Source organism: Caballeronia sp. INML2, assembly GCF_023631365.1.
Taxonomy (GTDB): domain Bacteria; phylum Pseudomonadota; class Gammaproteobacteria; order Burkholderiales; family Burkholderiaceae; genus Caballeronia; species Caballeronia turbans.
Window position 1 is genome coordinate 1 of the sequence record NZ_JALQDH010000120.1, and the last position, 18,908, is coordinate 18,908.

General features: G+C 61.2%; 14 protein-coding genes and 1 pseudogene. 5 read left to right on the top strand and 10 right to left on the bottom strand.

Annotated elements, in window-relative coordinates:
- Positions 1 to 154: 154 nt before the first annotated feature.
- Positions 155 to 1,348, bottom strand: coding sequence for an MFS transporter (locus NCT32_RS34390; RefSeq protein WP_061121869.1), 1,194 nt, complete (start codon positions 1,346 to 1,348; stop codon positions 155 to 157).
- A 149-nt stretch (positions 1,349 to 1,497) separates the two neighbouring features.
- On the opposite strand from NCT32_RS34390, the gene NCT32_RS34395 reads away from it, so the two are divergent.
- Positions 1,498 to 2,442: a GlxA family transcriptional regulator gene (locus NCT32_RS34395; protein WP_061121870.1), complete on the top strand. Its 945-nt coding sequence runs from the start codon at positions 1,498 to 1,500 to the stop codon at positions 2,440 to 2,442.
- Between the two features lie 28 nt (positions 2,443 to 2,470).
- On the opposite strand, the gene bfr is transcribed toward NCT32_RS34395, so the two are convergent.
- Complete coding sequence (gene bfr / locus NCT32_RS34400) at positions 2,471 to 2,947, bottom strand: bacterioferritin (RefSeq protein ID WP_061121871.1); 477 nt, start codon at positions 2,945 to 2,947, stop codon at positions 2,471 to 2,473.
- Between the two features lie 374 nt (positions 2,948 to 3,321).
- On the opposite strand from bfr, the gene NCT32_RS34405 reads away from it, so the two are divergent.
- The 3 genes from NCT32_RS34405 to NCT32_RS34415 all read left to right on the top strand — a co-directional run bounded on the left by NCT32_RS34405 (position 3,322) and on the right by NCT32_RS34415 (position 6,697).
- Positions 3,322 to 5,112, top strand: coding sequence for a serine hydrolase (locus tag NCT32_RS34405; protein ID WP_250491350.1), 1,791 nt, complete (start codon positions 3,322 to 3,324; stop codon positions 5,110 to 5,112).
- A 131-nt stretch (positions 5,113 to 5,243) separates the two neighbouring features.
- Complete coding sequence (locus NCT32_RS34410) at positions 5,244 to 5,801, top strand: carboxymuconolactone decarboxylase family protein (protein WP_061121873.1); 558 nt, start codon at positions 5,244 to 5,246, stop codon at positions 5,799 to 5,801.
- 38 nt (positions 5,802 to 5,839) lie between these two features.
- Positions 5,840 to 6,697, top strand: coding sequence for a helix-turn-helix domain-containing protein (locus tag NCT32_RS34415; RefSeq protein WP_061121874.1), 858 nt, complete (start codon positions 5,840 to 5,842; stop codon positions 6,695 to 6,697).
- Here NCT32_RS34415 and NCT32_RS34420 read toward each other — a convergent pair.
- The 4 genes from NCT32_RS34420 to NCT32_RS34435 form a co-directional block, all read right to left on the bottom strand.
- Entirely contained in the window at positions 6,691 to 7,191 is a 501-nt protein-coding gene (locus NCT32_RS34420) for a hypothetical protein (protein WP_250491349.1), read from the bottom strand. The two genes, NCT32_RS34415 and NCT32_RS34420, sit on opposite strands and share 7 nt — an antisense overlap.
- 112 nt (positions 7,192 to 7,303) lie before the next feature.
- A complete protein-coding gene (locus tag NCT32_RS34425; protein ID WP_061121876.1) occupies positions 7,304 to 8,545 on the bottom strand; it encodes a glycosyltransferase family 4 protein in 1,242 nt (413 codons plus the stop codon).
- Between the two features lie 375 nt (positions 8,546 to 8,920).
- Complete coding sequence (locus tag NCT32_RS34430; RefSeq protein WP_086961675.1) at positions 8,921 to 10,144, bottom strand: glycosyltransferase family 4 protein; 1,224 nt, start codon at positions 10,142 to 10,144, stop codon at positions 8,921 to 8,923.
- Between the two features lie 593 nt (positions 10,145 to 10,737).
- Complete coding sequence (locus NCT32_RS34435; RefSeq protein WP_250478437.1) at positions 10,738 to 11,958, bottom strand: hypothetical protein; 1,221 nt, start codon at positions 11,956 to 11,958, stop codon at positions 10,738 to 10,740.
- A 531-nt stretch (positions 11,959 to 12,489) separates the two neighbouring features.
- Here NCT32_RS34435 and NCT32_RS34440 point away from each other — a divergent pair.
- Positions 12,490 to 13,347: an ATP-grasp fold amidoligase family protein gene (locus NCT32_RS34440; RefSeq protein ID WP_061121877.1), complete on the top strand. Its 858-nt coding sequence runs from the start codon at positions 12,490 to 12,492 to the stop codon at positions 13,345 to 13,347.
- 31 nt (positions 13,348 to 13,378) lie between these two features.
- Here the strand turns inward: NCT32_RS34440 and NCT32_RS34445 are convergent, their stop codons facing one another.
- The 4 genes and pseudogenes from NCT32_RS34445 to NCT32_RS34460 all read right to left on the bottom strand — a co-directional run.
- The gene (locus NCT32_RS34445; protein WP_061121878.1) at positions 13,379 to 14,506 is read right to left on the bottom strand and encodes a YbdK family carboxylate-amine ligase; all 1,128 of its coding nucleotides are present in this window, start codon (positions 14,504 to 14,506) and stop codon (positions 13,379 to 13,381) included.
- Positions 14,507 to 14,741: 235 nt separating this feature from the next.
- The gene (gene prpF, locus NCT32_RS34450; protein ID WP_061121879.1) at positions 14,742 to 15,935 is read right to left on the bottom strand and encodes a 2-methylaconitate cis-trans isomerase PrpF; all 1,194 of its coding nucleotides are present in this window, start codon (positions 15,933 to 15,935) and stop codon (positions 14,742 to 14,744) included.
- A gap of 33 nt (positions 15,936 to 15,968) precedes the next feature.
- Positions 15,969 to 18,566 (bottom strand): Fe/S-dependent 2-methylisocitrate dehydratase AcnD, encoded by a 2,598-nt coding sequence (acnD, locus tag NCT32_RS34455; protein ID WP_061121880.1) that lies wholly within the window; start codon positions 18,564 to 18,566, stop codon positions 15,969 to 15,971.
- 222 nt (positions 18,567 to 18,788) lie between these two features.
- A pseudogene (locus NCT32_RS34460) lies at positions 18,789 to 18,908 on the bottom strand (2-methylcitrate synthase); the annotation flags it as partial.

Here is an 18,908-nt window from a genome sequence, read left to right on the forward strand (position 1 = left end):
GCCGATGATAGTGCGGATACCCGTGTGAAAGTAGGTAATCGTCAGGCTCCTCATGCGATAAACAAAAACCCCACCCCGCAAAGGTGGGGTTTTTGCGTTTGGACATGCCGTTCAAACGGGGGGCTAATCCAGACCTTGCGGCAAGTTGGTCTGCTCATTCCACGGTGTCGGGCAGCATGCTGGATAGCTTGCGATGCACGGTCGGCGGTCGCCGCATGCAATGATGCGCGGCCTCCGCGAAAACAAAAGCAATTGCGATTAGCACTGCGGCGATCAGGCTCAGATACTGTCCGCCGAGTCTCGGGATCAACGCGCCCCCCAGCAAACCCGAGCACGCGAGTCCGATATAGGTGGCCGTGTTATTCAGTGCGAGCACCAGAGGCGCGACATGCGGCGAGATCTGCACGAGACGATGCTGTTGCGGAACGAGAAGCCCCCATCCACATATCCCCCATACGACGAGCGCTATCGCAGCACCGTATGCGTGCGCAGATGTCCACGGCAAAGCGCAGAAATTGATGACGGCGAGCCACAACATCGAATTGATCAGCGTGCGGCTCTCGAACTGGTCCACGAGCCGGCCGGATAGCACGTTACCGGCTGTCGCCGCCACACCCCACAACAAAAACATGCCCGCGAGAATGCTTTCATCGCCGTGCGTTACGCGCGCCAGCACGACGCCCGCGTACGTGTAGACCATCAGAAATCCGCCGAAGGCGAATAGCGACGTGAGCAAGGTGAACGCGATACGCACATCGCGAACAGGCGCAAGCCGCTCACGCAATCCGACTGATTGCGGCCGCGGAACCGACGGCAGCATCATCCATACGCCGATCATCGCAACAGTCCCGAGCGCGGTGACGAACCACAGCGTCATCCTCCAGCCGCCGAATTCGCCGATGAAAGTGCCCATCGGCGAGCCGAGCGCGGTCGCTGCCGTCAGACCGGCCGTAACCGTCGCCAGCGCACGGCCTCGTCTTTCGGGCGCTGCAATCGCCGAGGCCACGCCCAACGCCGTCGGTGAGAACAGCGCGGCGCCAAAACCGGCAAGAGCGCGGGCAAGGAGAACCCACTGCAAGTCTGCGGCCAATGCACTGACGGCGTTCCCGACGACGAAAATGCCCAGCGCCGAAATCAGCAGCAGCTTGCGCGGCCAGTTGCCCGTCAGGGCGGCCATGACAGGCGCCGCCACCGCATAGGTCAACGCGTAGAAGGTCACCATCAGCCCAGCGAGGCCGACGGACGTATGCAGTGAGGCAGCGACGTCCGGAAGAATACCGGCGACGACAAAGTTGTCGGTGCCCATCGCGAACATGCCCGTTGCCAATATCAGTAATCGACGATCCATACAAAAGTTCTTCTGAAGCACGGTGAGATTCGGTCGCCCGTCGGGCCTTTGCCTGCGTCAACGACGCTTGAAAAGAGCTTAAGCCTCGTTGACTGTGGCTCAAATGTCATATACACAATGGATTTAGGACATGATGAGCAGGGCACGCCATGCACACGATCGCCTTTGTGGTGTTTCCGAATTTCTACCTGCTGGGATTCGCGGCAGTGACCGCCTTCGAACTGGCGAACGCGGTGCTGGGCGAGCCTGCCTATGGCGTGTCCGTTCTATCGGAACAGGGAGGGCTCGTTCCCTCTTCGGCGGGCATTCGTGTAGAAACGCAAGCGTTCGGCGATGCCACGTTCGACACCGTGATGTTCAGCTCCGGAGTCGAAACCGATACGGTGTCGGCCACGTTGACGGAATTCGTGAGGCGCTCGCTGAGCACGTCGAGACGCATCGCGGCCCCATGCACTGGCGCGTTCATCCTGGCGCACGCAGGCGTTCTCGACGGCCGCCGTGCGACGACCCACTGGCGTTTCGCCAATGATCTGCAGCGTCGCTTTCCCAAGATCGCCGTCGAAGACGACCAGATTTTCATCGTCGACGGGCCGATCTGGACTTCGGCAGGCATGACGGCCACGATCGACATGGCGCTCGCGATGATCGAAAGGGATCACGGCCAGGATGTTTCGCGTGCCGTCGCGCGCAAGCTCGTCGTCTATCATCGGCGCGCCGGCGGGCAGTCGCAGTTTTCGACGCTGCTGGACCTGGAGCCGAAATCCGACCGGATCCAGAAAGCCATCGACTACGCGAACGCCAATCTGCGCAATCCTTTGACCGTCGAGGAACTAGCCGACGTTGCGAGTCTGAGCCCGCGCCAGTTCAGCCGCGCGTTCAGCGCGGAGACGGGGCAATCGCCCGCGAAAGCAGTCGAACATCTGCGTGTGGAAGCCGCGAGACTGTTGCTGGAGAAAGGGCGTCTGTCGTTGGACGTGATAGCGGACGAAGTCGGCTTCTCGGATCGAGAGCGAATGAGGCGGGCGTTCCTGCGAACGACCGGGCAACCACCGCAGGCCGTTCGTCGCCTCAGCAGGGAAAACGCAGGCCCGTGAGCCTGCGAGAAGCGGCCCCGTCACTTCGTCACACGATCTTGTGAACGGCGGATTGCTGATAGTTTTCGATGCCGATCTTGTCGACGAGCCCGATCTGAATCTCCAGCCAGTCGATGTGATCCTCGGTGGCGTCGAGAAGCTCGACCAGAATGTCTCTCGAGACGATGTCCCGCACCGATTCGCAGTAGACGATGGCCTCCTTGCACTGAACCTGAGCCGCCTGTTCGAGCTTGAGATCGTTCTGGAGTGCTTCGAGCGTTTCCTTGCCGATCGCCAGCGGATGAAGATCGTTCAAGTTTGGCATTCCGTCGAGCATGAGGATGCGTTCGATCAACTTGTCCGCATGCGTCAGCTCATCCATCGACTCGTTGTATTCGTGCGCGCCGAGCTCTTCGAAACCCCAGTGCTTGTAGAGGCGGCCGTGAAGAAGATACTGATGCACGGCCGTCAGTTCGTTCTTCAGTTCGGCGTTGAGGTAGTCAATCACTTTCGGATCGCCTTGCATGCCGTCTCCTGCCTGGTCGCGTGGTCACACAATCAGGATAGACGCTGAACGACGGCCGGCCCACAGCGAAACGCATATTTATTCGCGGTGGAACCTGTCCGGGCGGCGGTAGGCGAGGGCGATGCCGGGCCATCGGCAAATTAGTCTTGCCCGCGAAACGGAAAGGATCGACTTTCAATCGAGCGATGCGTTATCGCTCGATTTTCATGCCTATAATCCAGCGCAAAAGGACCGAGCTGCACAAGTACGCCCCGCGAATAACAACAAGGAGAGCTGTCGTGCCCCGATCCAACCGTAACAGCGACGCTTCACTTTCCAGTCCCACTGCGCTCAGCGCGGGCCGACGGCAATTTCTCGGCGCGGCCGGCGCCGGCATGCTCGCGACGATCCTTCCAGGTTGCGGCAGCGATCACTCCGACTCGCAGCCGTATCCCCAAACGGTGGCGATGGGGCAACAGGCCATCCAGCAGGCAATTGCAGACCCCGCACAGCCCGTGGCGGCAATTTCCGTGGCCATGCTCAAGGGCGGCAACGTGTTCTGGCAACAGGCGTTCGGCGTATCGTCGGTGCCGAGCCAGACCAAGGCGACGATCCAGACGCGCTTCAACATCGGCTCGGTCAGCAAGCTCTTTGCAGCCCTCGCGGCCGCGATTCTTCAGGACCGCGGCCTGATCACGCTCGATACGCCGATCGTCCGATATCTGCCGACTTTCACGATGCTCTCCCCCGAGTACGCGAAGATCACCACGCGTCATCTGCTGTCGCACTCATCAGGATTGCCCGGCACCAATTCGCGCAACCTCTTCACCTTTGCGCCGGTTCCCGGTTACGCAGCCGACACGCAAGCCGAACTGGCGAATACGCATCTGAAGCATCTGCCTGGCGAACTCGCCGTGTACTGCAACGACGGCTTCACGATGGTCGAGCAGATCGTTCTCGCGATGACCGGGCAGAGCTTTGCGAACTTCGTGGAAGCGAACATCCTCGCACCGCTGAAGATGACGAACTCCAGCTATCTCACGACCGTGCTAAGCGACGGTTCGTTTTCCTATCCGTTCGCGAACGGCACGCAGTATCAGGAATTCGTCAATGCATACGCGACCGGCGGACTAAGCTCGACGCCCGGCGACATGATGAATCTCGCGCAGATGATCCTCGGCGGCGGCGTATTTCAGGGGCAACGCGTGGTGTCCGCGGCGGGCATCGCGCAGATGGGCACGGACCAGTCCACGGGACTGTTGATCAACCCTTCGCCCGAATGGCGCTGGGGTCTCGGCTGGGATTCGGTGCAGCAGCCGGCGCTTCAGGCCGCGGGCGTCCTCGGGTGGGAGAAAGACGGCGGGACGGCTTTTTATTCGAGCGAGTTCTTCGTCGTGCCGCAGGCGCAACTTGCGCTGATGGTCACCGGCAATTCCGGCTACGACGCGCGCAAGCTGGCGGAAATGCTCGTTCTGTCCGCGTTGAAAGAGGATGGCACGATCGCTTCGCTGCCGGCGAAAATCAGCACGACGGCGCCGCCGGCCGCGTCGGCGCCGGGCATCGCGAATGCCGCGGGCATCTACGGCAACTCCGACTCGCCGCTTCAGGTGATCGCCAACCCGGACGGCAGTCTGCAGCTGAATCAATGGGATGGCGCCAAACGTGCGTGGAAGCAGGTCGGCGCTTACCAGTACCGCAGCGACGGATGGTGGTGGAGCAACACCGATACCGCGTCGTATCGATTCACGGTCGTCTCCGGAACCGATGGCGGCGGCAACGCGTTCAGCTACCGCTATGTGATGAAGCGCGTCGTGCCGGGCGCGGGCTACGCTTATCTCACGCTGCCGATCGGGCAGCAGCTCGCCCCGCTGGCGCCGCTAGACAACGCATGGCAACAGCGAGCCGGCACGCAATGGACCTTGACGAACGATTCGCCGACGGCCGTTCCGATCGTCATCCTGGGCAATCCGCCGGCCTATCTCACCACGTTGCCCGAACTGCCGGGCTATGTCCTGTACGGCAACGAAGACCTTCGCTATCAACTCTTCGTGCCGCTTGCGGACGACCGCGGCGGCATGTCGGTCAAGGTGCCGGGCAATTTCGGCCGCGATCTCTATGAAATCCGCTTCGGATCGTCGAGCACTACGACGTTGACGCTGGGCAGTTCGATCTACGACAAGGCATGAAGGCGTCGTAGCCAACATCGCGAAGCAACGGCAAGCCGATTACATCGCATGTAATTGGCGTAACGCATGAGCGCTTCTACTCTACGGCTATCGCGCGTCCATTTCGGCGCGCTCAACGCCCTGGAGATACCATGCTCAGCTATCCCGTTCACACGATCGAATCCGCGCCTGCGCAATCGCGGCCCGTGCTTGGGCAATTGCAGCAGGCGTTCGGCCTGATTCCGAATGTCGCGGGCACGATGGCCGCATCGCCGGTGCTGATCAACGCTTTCATCGGCCTCTTCGAGCGCGTGCATGCGAGCAGTCTGACCGAGCCGCAGATTCAGACCGTCCTGTTGACGAACGCGGTCACGAATGCAAGCGAATGGCCGGTCGCGTTCCACACGGCGCTCGCGTTGAAAGAAGGCGTGCATTCCGAAGACGTCGACGCCATCCGGCAAGGCGCTCTGCCGAGAGACGCCGCGCTGGCCGCGCTGTCGGCGTTGGCGCGTGCATTGATCGACAAGCGCGGCCGCCTCGCCGAATCGGACGAGAGACGCTTTCTCGATGCGGGATTCGATATCGAGCAGATACTCGAGGTCATTGCGGTGGTTGCCGCATCGACCATCACGAACTACACGAGCAGCGTGACGAGGCCGCCGCTCGAAGCGCAGTTCGAAGCGTTCGTCTGGCATGCGCCGGTGGCCTGAGTATTCTTTATCCATCCAACCCGATTTCGGAACACCCGATGAACGCCATGCGTCCCGATCCGAATGCGCCGCCGGGCGAGCTCGGTGAACTGCTGCGCTACTGGCGTGATGTGCGCGGCATGAGCCAGCTCGGTCTGTCGCTGGAGGCAGGCGTCTCGCAACGCCAGATCAGTTTCATCGAAAGCGGGCGCAGCGTGCCGGGCCGCGACACTTTGTTGACGCTCGCACAGACGCTGGATGTGCCGCTGCGGGAGCGCAATGCCTTGCTGCTCGCAGCGGGCTACGCGCCCCTGTATTCGGAGGCGCCGTGGAACGCGCAGGAGATGCAGGGCGTCGTGCGCGCGCTCGAACGGGTCGTTCGCCAGCACGAACCGTTTCCGGCAATCGTGATGGATCGCCACTGGAACGTGCTCATGACCAACGGCGCGGCGCCGCGTTTCTTCGACTGTTTTATCGACATGGCTTCGCGTGAAGGCCCGCGCAACATGCTGCATCTGATTTTCGATCCACAGGGAATGCGTCCATTCGTGGCCGACTGGGAAACCGTCGCGCGCAGCTTGCTGCAACGGGTGTATCGAGAATCGGTCGGTCACATGGTCGATGACGGCACGAGGCGCCTGCTCGACGAACTGCTTGCCTATCCCGGCGTGCCACGTGACTGGAGGACCCATCATGGGCAATCCGCCTCGCCCACGATGCCCGTCGTTCCGATCGGCTTCGTCTGTGAAGGCGCCGTGCTGCGCTATTTCTCGTTGGTCACGACTGTGGGCGCGCCGCAGAACGTCGCGACGCAGGAACTGCGTCTGGAGTGCATGTTTCCCGCCGATGGCGAGACCGAAGCACGGCACCTGCAATTGCTTGCCGCGCATTCGCCCGGACCGCGCGAAGATCAATGACTCGCAACGGAATGCGAACGACGGGCGTCGAGATCCTTGATGGCCGGAAAAACATCGTCGTCCCACGAATCCAGACCATAGGTCCGAAGCACCAGCTTCCGTGCGACGAACACTTCGAACATCGGCGTGCCCGGACGCAGGCGCTGCTCCTTCTGACTTTGCTCCGATAGCCAGTGAAGGTCCTGAGGATAGTCCGCCGGTGTTTCATTGCTGGCAATCGATGCGCGCTCGACGATGAAAAGCTGCGTGCCAGGATGCGTGCGGGCCCAGGACTTGAAATGCCCTTCTCCCGCGAGAGGCCCCTTCCAGCGCGCGCAATATTTGCAGTCCGGGGCCGAGTGGACCACCAGCGTGATGACTTCGCCTGCGGCCACCGTCGTTTGGCTTACTCTGGCGGCCCGGATGTCTTTCGGTTCTGGCGCGGGAACCGCACTGCGCACGTCATCCGGAACGCGCGCATTCACGAGCATCACGACCAACGCGGCCAGCAGCATCGCAAGCAAACACTTCACAGCCGCGTTCATGGAGTTGCGCATGATGACCTCGCAAGGCCGATTCGCTAACTTCTATCCCACGCTCGTCGATTCGAAACCAGAGCGTCGGCGATCAATTCGCTTCGCGTCCGGTCGCCATCGACGGCTTTCGCTCTTCGACGCAAATCATCCCTTCGTACAGTTCGACGTAGGCGTTGATCATCGCATCGTGACTGAACTTCCTGGCGTGCTGGCGCAGCCGATCATGCGCCGATGGTTCGTCGAGCAATGCCGCTGCCTCGTGAATCTTGACGATGATCGTCTCGGGGCGGGCGACGTCGAACAGCAGATTCGAGTGCGGTTCGATGATTTCGGGAATACCACCCATGCTCGATCCCACGACGGGCACGCCGTGCGAGTACGCTTCGAGAACCACCAGCCCGAACGGTTCATTCCAGACCGAGGGCACCACGAGAATGTCGATGCTGCTCAGGAAGTCGGGGGGATTTACCCGTCCAAGGAAACTCACGCGTGGGTCCGCGTATTTCGTCTTGATGGACTCGACATAGTCCGCATCGCCGGTCCCGCCGACGGCGAGTGTCCAATTGAGCGTCTTGTCCGCGAGGAGTTGTTCCAGCAGGAGCTCGAGACCTTTCTCGGGCAGCACGCGTCCAAGCATGCCGAGTCTCACTGGCGCGTTCGCGACCTGTCGTCTCGAATCCTGTCGCCCTATGGAATCTCCGACCGGCGTATAGCAATTGTTGATGACGGTGGTCTTCGCCGCACGCGGGAAAAAGCCGCTCTCAACGTGTTTTTGCAATACGAAGCCGCTTACGCCGACCGCCGCGTTGACCTGGGCGGACGCAAGCTGCTTCGGCTTTGCGTAGAGCGAGCACACACCGCACTGACTCGGGCAAGGCTTTCCGCCGCTCAGCATGGTAGCCGTGGGGCATAGCAGGTAATAGTCGTGGATGGTGTGCACGATCGGCACGCCCGCGTTGCTCGCAACGCGCCATGCATCGACGGAAAGACACGAAAGGTTGGCTGTATTGACGATGTCCGGTCTCTCGCGCCTGATGATGTCGGCGAGTTTTCGTGACATGGCCGTGTTACGCACGTCGATGGCGTGCCATATCAGTTTGGCGACACGGGAATGCTCCCCGGGAGCATGCGGCCAATACAGATTGCTCGATCTCAGACGATAGACCTTCGCGCCGTTGACTTCTTCACTGCGGTCGTCGCCTACTCCGGTGGCGCAGACGACGCATACCTCGATGCCCGCCTTGACCAGTCCCTCGGCAAGGAGTCGCGTCGCAACTTCGGCGCCGCCGACCTCGTCTGGAAAATATAACGTGTTAGCGATCAGTACTTTCACGGCGTATGAAGAAGATGCGGATCAATGCGAGCCGGCGTCCTGGCGGTCTGAAGGTCTTCGCGCGCGCGACAGCCTGATGATGAGCGCTTCCCGATGACTCGACGGGTCGTGTGTCCCTTCATGTGTCGCGGCTCCGGTATTCCAGCGTATGGCCTGACGGGTAACAGTTGGCGCCGCGTCACCTCGATTCGAATCGGCAATGAGCAATATCCAGTGCGATTGGTCGAGCTGATCAAACTTCCTGCAAGCTGTGCGGGCCAGTTTACCCCATCAAAGATGGTGGCATCGCAATTTTTCAATTTGCGTGCTTCTGCTTACATTCCAGATTTGTTATGAATCGATGTTCGGCATGCCATCGACAAAAATACGCGAGCATTACGGGCATACGACGCGTGGGATCGCCTGCTCGGCGAGCACGCTTTCGTACAACGCTCGATAAGCATCGACCATCGCATCGACGTTGAAGCGTCTGGCGTATTCGCGCATACGGTCATGCACGCCCGGGTCTTCAAGCAGCGCCACTGCCTCATGCAACTTGCCGATGATCGACGACGGCCGTGCCATGTCGAACGCGAGATTCGTGCGCGGCTCGATGACTTCAGGAATGCCGCCGGTGTTCGCACCCACGACAGGCACGCCGTGCGAGTACGCTTCGACCGTCACGCGCCCGAACGGTTCGTTCCAGATCGACGGCACCACGAGAATATCGATGCCGTCGAAAAATTCGTCGGGGTTCACGCGGCCAAGATACTCGACGCGCGGATCGTCATACTTCGCCTTGATCGACTCGAGGTAATCCGCATCGGCGTGGCCGCCGACCGCTAGCGTCCATTGCAGCGTATTGTCCGCGAGCAGTTGCTCGAGCAGGACTTCCAGTCCTTTCTCTCGCGACACTCGCCCGAGCAAGCCGAGCCTGACCGGACCACCCTGATAACGGCGCGTGCGTTGCGCCGAGGTCGAATCTTCGTTGGACTCGCAGGCGTTGTAGATGACTGCAGTGCGCGTCGCGCGCGAAAAATAGCCGCTTTCCAGGTGTTTTTGCAGCACGAAGCGGCTGACGCCCACGGCGGCTGCGACACGCGCCGACGCGACCCGCTTGGGCTGGGCATATACCGAACAGACGCCGCATTGCCGCTCGCACGGCTTCGCATGCGAGAACATGATCGCCGTCGGACACATCAGATAGTAGTCGCGCGCCGTGTGCACGATCGGCACGCCGGCATTGCGGGCGAGCCGCCAGATATCGACGGACAGACAAGACAGATTGCTGGTGCTGATCACATCCGGCTTTTCACGCGCGATGATGCTCGACAACTTGCGCGACATGATGACGTTGTACACGTCGATGGCGTGCCAGATGAGCTTGGCGACGCGTCCGTGCTTTTCTCGCACGTGCGGCCAATACAGATTGACCGAGCGTAGTCGATACACCTTCACGCCGTTCACATCGTCGACGCGGTCCGCGCCCGTTCCCGTCGCGCAGACGACGCACACTTCGATGCCCGCCCTGACCAGACCTTCGGCGAGCAGTCGCGTCGATATCTCTGCTCCTCCGGGTTCATCCGGAAAGTAGAGGGTGTTCGCGATCAGTATCTTCACGACGTCGAGGTCTCCTTGAAAGGCCTGTTCAGAAACACGGCGGAGCGAAGTGCTTGGAGGGTTGAACAGTCGAGGACTCGACAGAAAACCCCATGAATTCAGGCATAACGTTAAATCATCATACTCGACGTCGAGCTGGTTCGACGTTGCGCTTGAGGCATTGCGGGCAGCGTGCCCGTCTCTGCCATGACAGAGACTCGCGCAAGCGCGTTTCGTCTGCGGCGAGTAAAACGCGGACAATTTGAAGCCGCGCGCGACGACTGCGATGCAGGAAACATAACAGCTTGCGCACTAGCGTTCAATGCAGTGCCGCACAGACAGGACGCGGAGAAACTGCGATGCCACTCATGCACAGTGTTCCGAGAGGCGGCAATTGAGCCACGTGCAAAAGCCACGAGCTCATGCCTCATGACTCGTGGCTTGCTGGACGAGGTTATGTCGGGATGCAGATTTTGCCGAAGACGCCGGGCCGATCGGTAGGCGTCAGCAATATGTTCTTGTTCAGGCAATATGCCGATCCATGGCATTAAGCCAGGACGCGCAGAGCCAGCACCGAACGCCGCGGCTCGCACCGCGGCGTTCGTCCGCATGGTTTATTGCGGTTCGTACCAGGAGTACGTCGGCAGCGTCGGCAACGGCGTACCGATCTGGAACGTGATATCCCGTAGCGACGTCAGCACGATCTTGCGCGGGTCGCCCATGTACCGCCGGACATCGCCGTTATCGTTGATATAGACGACGATGTTGCCCGTGATACCCGCGACGTTCGTGCTGGAAAGCGGCTGTCCCCAGATATCGAAAACCTCGCCCAGGGTGAACGTTTTCACGTTCGGCGTTTCGATATGAATGATGCCGGTATTGTCGTGCGTATGCATCTCGTAGTTGCACTGCGGCAAGATGCCTACATTCTTCGGGAACGCGAGCCACTGCCCGTCCTTGAAGATGGCGACGTGCGCGTGCACGTGGAAGGTTTCGGCCATGCCCGCCGCGCAAATCACACCATCTACCGGCGCACCCGTGCCGCCTGTCGAGGTCATGCCGTCCGCCCAGAACGGACTGCCCACGACGCCGCCGAAGGAAAGCGTGGTGACCGTCGACGTGAAGGGCGGCGGGTCGGTCCAGGTGTATGTCGCAATCTGCGCTGGCGGCGTCCCGACGACGAGCGTCACTTCGCCATGCTGCGGCAGCGCGAGGCTAGCGAGATCGCCGGTGTATTTCGTGAGCGTGCCGCCCGTATTGACCCAGGCGGTCACATTGCCGGTGAGGCCTGCTACGTTGGTGGTGCTGAGCGGCTGACCCCAGACAGCGAAGAACTGACCCAGCGTGTACGAACCGGTCGATGTCACGTCCATGCGGATCTTGCCCGACGCATCGACCGTGTGAACCGGATAGACGCAGCCGCGCTGCAGGGCCATCGTCGGCGCGACGCTTCCGATGTTCGCCGGCAAAGCAAGCTGTTTGCCGTTCTGATAAATCGACAGATGCGCGTAGCTGTACTTGTTACCCGCCACCGTGCAGGTGAGGTTATTGACCGCCTGACCCGTGCCGCCTGTGGATGTCGAGCCGTCGCTCCATTGCGCGGTGCCGAGCGTCGTGCCATCGACAACCGCGGTCGCCGCGGCTAGCGTCGGCGTGGTGTTCGTCGGCACGGCAGGGGTGCTTGCGCCGGTATCGCCCGAGTTCGTGGGCGACGTCGAGCCGTTGCTCGAACTGTTGTCACCGCCGCCGCCACCGCAAGCGGCGAGCAGTGCGAGTGCCGCGGCCGAGACTGTGCCGGTGATCCAGCGAGTGTGTCTACGTTTCTCTTTGAGCATGTGTCGACTCCGCCCCTTGGAAGGATTTCTGAAGGTGCTGCGGGCTGCACTGCGCGCGTTTGCGCGACGTGCATCCGGCATCCGAAGCATCGCGAATCGCTTCGGGGCAAGCAGACGCTTGCCCCGGAGCGACAGTCTCGATGCGATGACGCAAGTGTTGACGTCTGTCGCTGGGACGCCCGGTTGAACGACCGAATGTGTTTCGGTCGGGCGCACGCCTTGGAGCTCAGCGACTCATCGAAAGGGAGAAACCGGTCTGGCCAACTGTTTCGCCGGCAGGGGAAATGTAACGTCGATGCGTCGTCGTCGCAAGAGAAACAACCGTTGGATACGAGTTTCAATCGCGTGGTTTGCGAGTGTGTGCGCTCGCGTACATACGTCGGGGCGACGCTTCAGCGGAAAATTCATGTTGTGATCGAAGTGCCGTCCTTCAGACAACGAATCCTCGATAAACGCGGTACGCTAAATGCGAGCCAAAAATATGGCGGAAGCGATTTCGTCTGACGTTAAAAGAATTTTGGAGGCGAGCGAATGACTCTCTCGAAGTCGCTGATACACAGCGTCAAGGAATTGTTGCCCGATAACTTGTACCTGACTCTTTATCATCGTCGCAGAATCGGGCGCTTTCCGAAGATGCGCAATCCGACGACGTTCAATGAAAAGATCCTGCGACGCTGTCTCGAACCCGATCCGCGTTTCGGCGACCTCAGCGACAAGCTGAAAGTGCGCGAGTACGTGGCCGGGAAGATCGGCAGCGAGTATCTCGTGCCGCTCGTCGCAGAGCCATCGGTGTTCACCAGGAGCGTTTTCGATGCTCTTCCGACGTCCTTCGTGATGAAGGCGAATCACGGCAGCGGATTCGTTCATCTCGTCAACGACAAGAAGGAAACGTCGTTTGAAGAACTCGATGCAATGGCGCAACGCTGGTTATCGACCGATTTCTATGCGATCGCGCGAGAGCGACACTACCGCACGATCGAACGGCGCATTTTCTTCGAGGAACTTCTTGTCGGACAAGATGGCAAGGTTCCGCCCGATCTGAAGTTTCATGTCTTCAACAAGCACCCGGGCGACCCCAAAATTTTCATCCTCGTTATCGCGGACCGATTCGGAGAACGTCCGCGCGGCGACATCTACGACGAGAACTGGAACCTGCTCGACATCGGGATGGGCAAGTACTCGCGCAGCACCGCGCCGGCTCCGCGCCCGCCGAACCTGGACGCGCTGCTGTCCGTTGCCCGCGCGCTGGCCAGCGATTTCGAATTCGTGCGCGTCGATCTTTACGATCACGACAAAATCTACTTCGGGGAACTGACGTTCACGCCGGGCGGGGGCATGTTTGCGCTGCATCCCGACAGGGTGGACTACGAGTGGGGAAGCCTGATGTAAGACGCAACGTGGCACGCAGTGCGCAAGAAGTCTATTCGGGCATCTGCGCGCCACGCCATACGCGGCACTGCTGACGGACAACTTCATGCAATGAATCGTGCGCGCCGTAGATTCGGCGTAGCCACATGGCATCGCTCAAACCGGAAACCACACTACGCCGGATGATATCGAGGCCTTCGGCGGCGCCCAGCGCTTGCGCATGGCTGGCGATCGCGTCCAGCGTGGCGAGGATGTCGGACCGGATCGTCGCGCTTTGGCCTGTCTGCGGATTCACACATGTCCCATCCAGCCCGAACCGGCACGCCATGAAGCGATTGGTTCGGTACACTTCATAATCCCGCTCACTGAGCCGCACGGGCTTCTCGACAAGAAGATACCGTGCGAGCGCCTGAATATAAGCGGCAATCGCTGCGGCCCATTCCACACGTAGCGGTGTGTCCATAACCCGTATTTCGATCGTGCCGTAACCCGGACTTGGACGAATGTCCCAGTAAAAGTCTTTCAGACTTTTGACGAGGCCCGTGTTCGTCATGCGGTCGAAGTATTGTTCGAATTCGGACCAGCTCGTCATGAAAGGCGCTCGCCCCGATAAAGGAAATGGGGCGACCGAATTGAGTCGCGCGCACTGGAACTGCGTGTCGCTTCCCTGTACGAAGGGAGAAGAAGCCGCCAGGGCAATGAAGTGCGGAACGTAACGCGAAAGCGAATGCAATAGAACGAGCGCGGTGTCAGGATCGGAGCAGCCCACATGCACGTGCTGGCCGAAGATGGTGAATTGCTGGTACAGCGCCCCGTACAGTCCCATGAGGTACTCCGAGCGCTCGCGCCCGTCGGAGCGTTGGTCGTACCAGTTCTGGAAGAAATTCGTGCCTCCGCCGCATACCCCGACATTCAGAAAGTCGGCTGCCCGGACCAGCGTATCGCGAAGTACCTGCAATTCGCTTCTGACTTGATCGAAGTCCTTGCATACGCCGGTCGACAACTCGATCATGCCTTCTGTCGTTTCCGGGTTGATCGCTCCCGCAAAACTCTCTTCCTTGACGCGATTCAACAACTCCGTCGTCGCCTTCGTCAGATTGTAGTCATGCGTGTTGACGACCTGAACTTCGAGTTCGACGCCAATCGTGAACGGATCTGATGACGCAAATGGCTGCAGCATGGGATGTCCTGTCGCACGGAGACGAAGACCGGAATCGGCGTTTTTAATTCTACGCGACTCGGCTTGATCTCAATGGGACTCCGTCGAAGACGGACGTGCGATTATCAGGCGCAAGCAAAGAGGCATGCACGGATTGCGTGCATGCAGCTTCAGCGGCCCGAGCGCTCTGCGCTAGCGCCCGATGTAGCAGGGCGGCCAGGGCCGGACACGGCCCTGAGCGCAACATCCACCCTGCTCAATCCGGCAACACGTTGGGAACGCACACGCGACCTTCCATCAGCACGCGCGCGCTACGGCTCATGATGGCTTTTTTCACCTGCCACTCACCGTTCGATTCGACCGCTTCCGCGCCGACGCGCAACGTGCCCGACGGATGGCCGAAGCGCACCGACTGACGCTCGCCGCCGCCCGCCGCGAGGTTGACGAGCGTGCCTGGAATGGCCGCCGCGGTGCCGATGGCAACCGCAGCCGTGCCCATCATCGCGTGATGCAGCTTGCCCATCGACATTGCGCGCACGAGCACATCGACATCGTCCGTGCCGATGCGCTTGCCGCTCGATGCGACGTATTCCGCCGGCGGCGCGACGAACGCGATCTTCGGCGTGTGCTGACGCGTGGCGATTTCATCGAGGTTCCTGATCAGCCCCATGCGCAACGCGCCGTATGCGCGAATGGTTTCGAAGCGCTTCAGCGCCGCATCGTCGCCGTTGATCGCGTCCTGAAGCTCGGTGCCCGTGTAGCCGATTGCGTTCGCGTTCACGAAGATCGTCGGAATGCCCGCGTTGATCATCGTCGCCCTGAACGTGCCGACGCCTGGGACGTGAAGTTCGTCGACGAGATTGCCCGTCGGAAACATCGCGCCTTCCGCGCCTTCTTCCTCCGCAGCCGGATCGAGAAACTCGAGCTGCACTTCGGCGGCCGGGAACGTCACGCCATCCAGTTCGAAGTCGCCTGTTTCCTGCACCGCGCCGCGCGTCATCGGCACATGCGCGATGATCGTCTTGCCGATATTCGCCTGCCAGATGCGCACGACCGCAATGCCGTTGTCCGGCACGCGCTCCGGATCGACGAGGCCGCTCGAAATCGCGAACGGTCCGACCGCCGCCGAAAGATTGCCGCAGTTGCCGCTCCAGTCGACGAAGGGCTTGTCGATGGCGACCTGGCCGAAGAGATAATCGACATCATGATCGGGCCGCGCGCTCTTCGAGACGATGACCGTCTTGCTCGTGCTCGACGTCGCGCCGCCCATGCCGTCGATCTGCTTGCCATACGGGTCCGGGCTGCCGATGACGCGCAGGAAAAGCGCATCGCGTGCGGGACCGGGCACGCGCGCCGCTTCGGGCAAATCGTTCAGGCGAAAGAAAACGCCCTTGCTGGTGCCGCCGCGCATGTAGGTTGCGGGGATCTTGATCTGGGGTGCGGGTGCCATGTTATTCCTTTGTTAGAGAGACGGCGTCCGGTGTCAGGCCGCTGCCTTCGACGACTCCAGGAAGTCCTGAGCGAAGCGTTGCAGCACGCCACCCGCTTCGTAGATCGAGACTTCTTCGGCGGTGTCGAGGCGGCACGTCACCGGCACTTCGACACGCTCGCCGCTCTTGCGATGGATCACGAGCGTGAGATCCGCGCGCGGCCTGCGCTCGCCGATCACGTCATAGGTCTCGGTCCCGTCGATGCCGAACGTCTGGCGATTCGCGCCCGGCTTGAATTCGAGCGGCAGCACGCCCATGCCGATCAGGTTCGTGCGATGAATGCGCTCGAAACCTTCCGCGACGATCGCTTCGACGCCCGCGAGCCGCACGCCTTTCGCCGCCCAGTCGCGCGACGAGCCTTGCCCGTAATCCGCGCCGGCGATGATGATGAGCGGCTGCTTGCGCTCCATGTAGGTTTCGATCGCTTCCCACATGCGCGTGACCTTGCCTTCCGGTTCGATGCGGGCAAGCGAGCCCTTCTTCACCTGACCATCGACTGTCGCCATTTCATTGATGAGCGTCGGATTCGCGAAGGTCGCGCGCTGCGCCGTCAGATGATCGCCGCGATGCGTCGCGTACGAATTGAAGTCTTCCTCGGGCAAGCCCATTTTCGTGAGGTATTCCCCAGCCGCACTGTTCGCGAGGATCGCGTTGGACGGCGAGAGATGGTCGGTCGTGATGTTGTCGCCGAGCACGGCGAGCGGGCGCATGCCTTCGAGGGTCCGTTCGCCAGCGAGCGCGCCTTCCCAGTACGGCGGGCGGCGAATGTAGGTGCTTTGCGCGCGCCAGTCGTAGAGCGGGCTGATGGCTTCGCCGCTCGCCGGGGTCAGCGCGAACATCGGCTCGTAGACGCGACGGAACTGCTCCGGCTTCACGCTCTGTTTGACGATGGCGTCGATCTCCTCGTCGCTCGGCCAGATGTCTTTCAGATACACGGGCTGGCCGTTCGTGCCGATCCCGAGCGCATCGCGTTCGATGTCGAACCGGATCGTGCCCGCAATCGCATAGGCGACGACGAGCGGCGGCGACGCGAGAAACGCCTGCTTCGCATATGGATGAATGCGGCCATCGAAGTTGCGATTGCCGGAGAGCACGGCGGTCGCGTACAGATCGCGATCGATGATTTCCTGCTGAATCGCGGGATCGAGCGCGCCGGACATGCCATTGCATGTCGTGCATGCGAACGCGACGATGCCGAACCCGAGCCGCTCCAGATCCGGCAGCAGGCCGGCTTCCTGCAAATACAGTTCGACCGCTTTCGAGCCCGGCGCCAGCGACGATTTCACCCACGGCTTGCGCGTGAGGCCCTGCGCATTCGCATTGCGCGCGAGCAGCGCCGCCGCGATCACGTTGCGCGGATTGCTGGTGTTGGTGCAACTCGTGATCGCAGCGATGATCACCGCGCCATCGGGCATCTGCCCGGGCGTGTCGTCCCATTTGCCTGCGATGCCGCGCGACGCCAGTTCCGAAACGGGCAGGCGCTTGTGCGGATTGGACGGCCCCGCCATGTTGCGCACGACCGTCGAGAGATCGAAGCGCAACACGCGTTCATATTCCGCATGCGCGAGCGAATCGGCCCACAGCCCGGCTGTTTTTGCATAGTGCTCGACGAGGCTCACTTGCTTGTCGTCGCGGCCGGTGAGACGCAGATACTCGATCGTCTGCTCGTCGATATAGAACATCGCGGCGGTCGCGCCATATTCGGGCGCCATGTTCGAGATCGTCGCGCGGTCGCCGAGCGTCAGGCTCGATGCGCCTTCGCCGTAGAACTCCAGGTACGCGCCGACTACCTTCTCCTTGCGCAGGAATTCGGTGAGCGCGAGCACGATGTCGGTGGCCGTGATGCCCGGCTGACGCTTGCCGGTCAGCTCGACGCCGACGATATCCGGCAAGCGCATCCACGACGCGCGCCCCAGCATTACGTTCTCGGCTTCGAGGCCGCCCACGCCGATCGCGATCACGCCGAGCGCATCGACGTGCGGCGTGTGGCTATCGGTGCCGACGAGCGTATCCGGATACGCGATGCCGTCGATCGCATGAATCACAGGCGACATGCGCTCCAGATTGATCTGATGCATGATCCCGTTGCCCGGCGGAATCACCTCGACATTCTTGAATGCTTTCTTGGTCCAGTTGATGAAGTCGAACCGATCTTCGTTGCGCCGGTCCTCGATCGCGCGGTTCTTCGCGAACGCATCCGGATCGAAGCCGCCGCATTCCACCGCGAGCGAATGATCGACGATGAGCTGCACGGGCACCACAGGATTCACTTTGGCGGGATCGCCGCCCTGATCCGCGATGGCGTCGCGCAGACCCGCTAGATCGACGAGCGCCGTCTGTCCGAGAATGTCGTGACACACGACGCGCGCCGGGAACCAAGGGAAATCGCGTTCCCGCTTCCTTTCGACGAGCTGCATCAGCGATGCTTCGAGGATCGCCGGATCGCAGCGGCGAACGAGATTCTCCGCGAGCACGCGCGAGGTGTAGGGCAGCTTGTCATAGGCGCCCGGCGCGATGGCTTCGACGGCTGCGCGCGCATCGAAGTAATCGAGTGAGGAGCCGGGCAGGGGTTTGCGGTTTGCAGTGTTCATCGCGGTGTCTCGGTCATTGCATGGTCTTTCAGATGCCACGCTCGAAGGGTATTGCGGGGCGACCCCTTCGTTTGAAAATTCGGGCTATTGCAGGCGCCGCAGGCTTGGGAGTCGAAGAGAGAGTACGCTCAACTTGGGGTATCGTGCGCCGTCGCGACACGGCTCGAAGCAAGAAGGAAGGCTCGCTGCCGGATGCGGCAGCGAAGCCCCGATCGGTATGCCTCAGGAACGCTTCGCCAGCGGGACGAACTCGAGATTATCCGGTCCGGTGTAATTCGCGCTCGGCCGAATGATCTTGTTGTCGATGCGTTGCTCGATGATGTGCGCGCTCCAGCCTGAAGT

What these genes read in the sequence shown, in the direction of transcription:
- NCT32_RS34415 (WP_061121874.1), top strand. Translation starts at nt 5,840, where the DNA reads ATGAACGCCATGCGTCCCGATCCGAATGCGCCGCCGGGCGAGCTCGGT.
- bfr (WP_061121871.1), bottom strand. Translation starts at nt 2,947, where the DNA reads ATGCAAGGCGATCCGAAAGTGATTGACTACCTCAACGCCGAACTGAAG.
- acnD (WP_061121880.1), bottom strand. Translation starts at nt 18,566, where the DNA reads ATGAACACTGCAAACCGCAAACCCCTGCCCGGCTCCTCACTCGATTAC.
- NCT32_RS34440 (WP_061121877.1), top strand. Translation starts at nt 12,490, where the DNA reads ATGACTCTCTCGAAGTCGCTGATACACAGCGTCAAGGAATTGTTGCCC.
- NCT32_RS34420 (WP_250491349.1), bottom strand. Translation starts at nt 7,191, where the DNA reads ATGCTGCTGGCCGCGTTGGTCGTGATGCTCGTGAATGCGCGCGTTCCG.
- NCT32_RS34390 (WP_061121869.1), bottom strand. Translation starts at nt 1,348, where the DNA reads ATGGATCGTCGATTACTGATATTGGCAACGGGCATGTTCGCGATGGGC.
- NCT32_RS34445 (WP_061121878.1), bottom strand. Translation starts at nt 14,506, where the DNA reads ATGCTGCAGCCATTTGCGTCATCAGATCCGTTCACGATTGGCGTCGAA.
- prpF (WP_061121879.1), bottom strand. Translation starts at nt 15,935, where the DNA reads ATGGCACCCGCACCCCAGATCAAGATCCCCGCAACCTACATGCGCGGC.
- NCT32_RS34405 (WP_250491350.1), top strand. Translation starts at nt 3,322, where the DNA reads ATGCTCGCGACGATCCTTCCAGGTTGCGGCAGCGATCACTCCGACTCG.
- NCT32_RS34395 (WP_061121870.1), top strand. Translation starts at nt 1,498, where the DNA reads ATGCACACGATCGCCTTTGTGGTGTTTCCGAATTTCTACCTGCTGGGA.
- NCT32_RS34435 (WP_250478437.1), bottom strand. Translation starts at nt 11,958, where the DNA reads ATGCTCAAAGAGAAACGTAGACACACTCGCTGGATCACCGGCACAGTC.
- NCT32_RS34410 (WP_061121873.1), top strand. Translation starts at nt 5,244, where the DNA reads ATGCTCAGCTATCCCGTTCACACGATCGAATCCGCGCCTGCGCAATCG.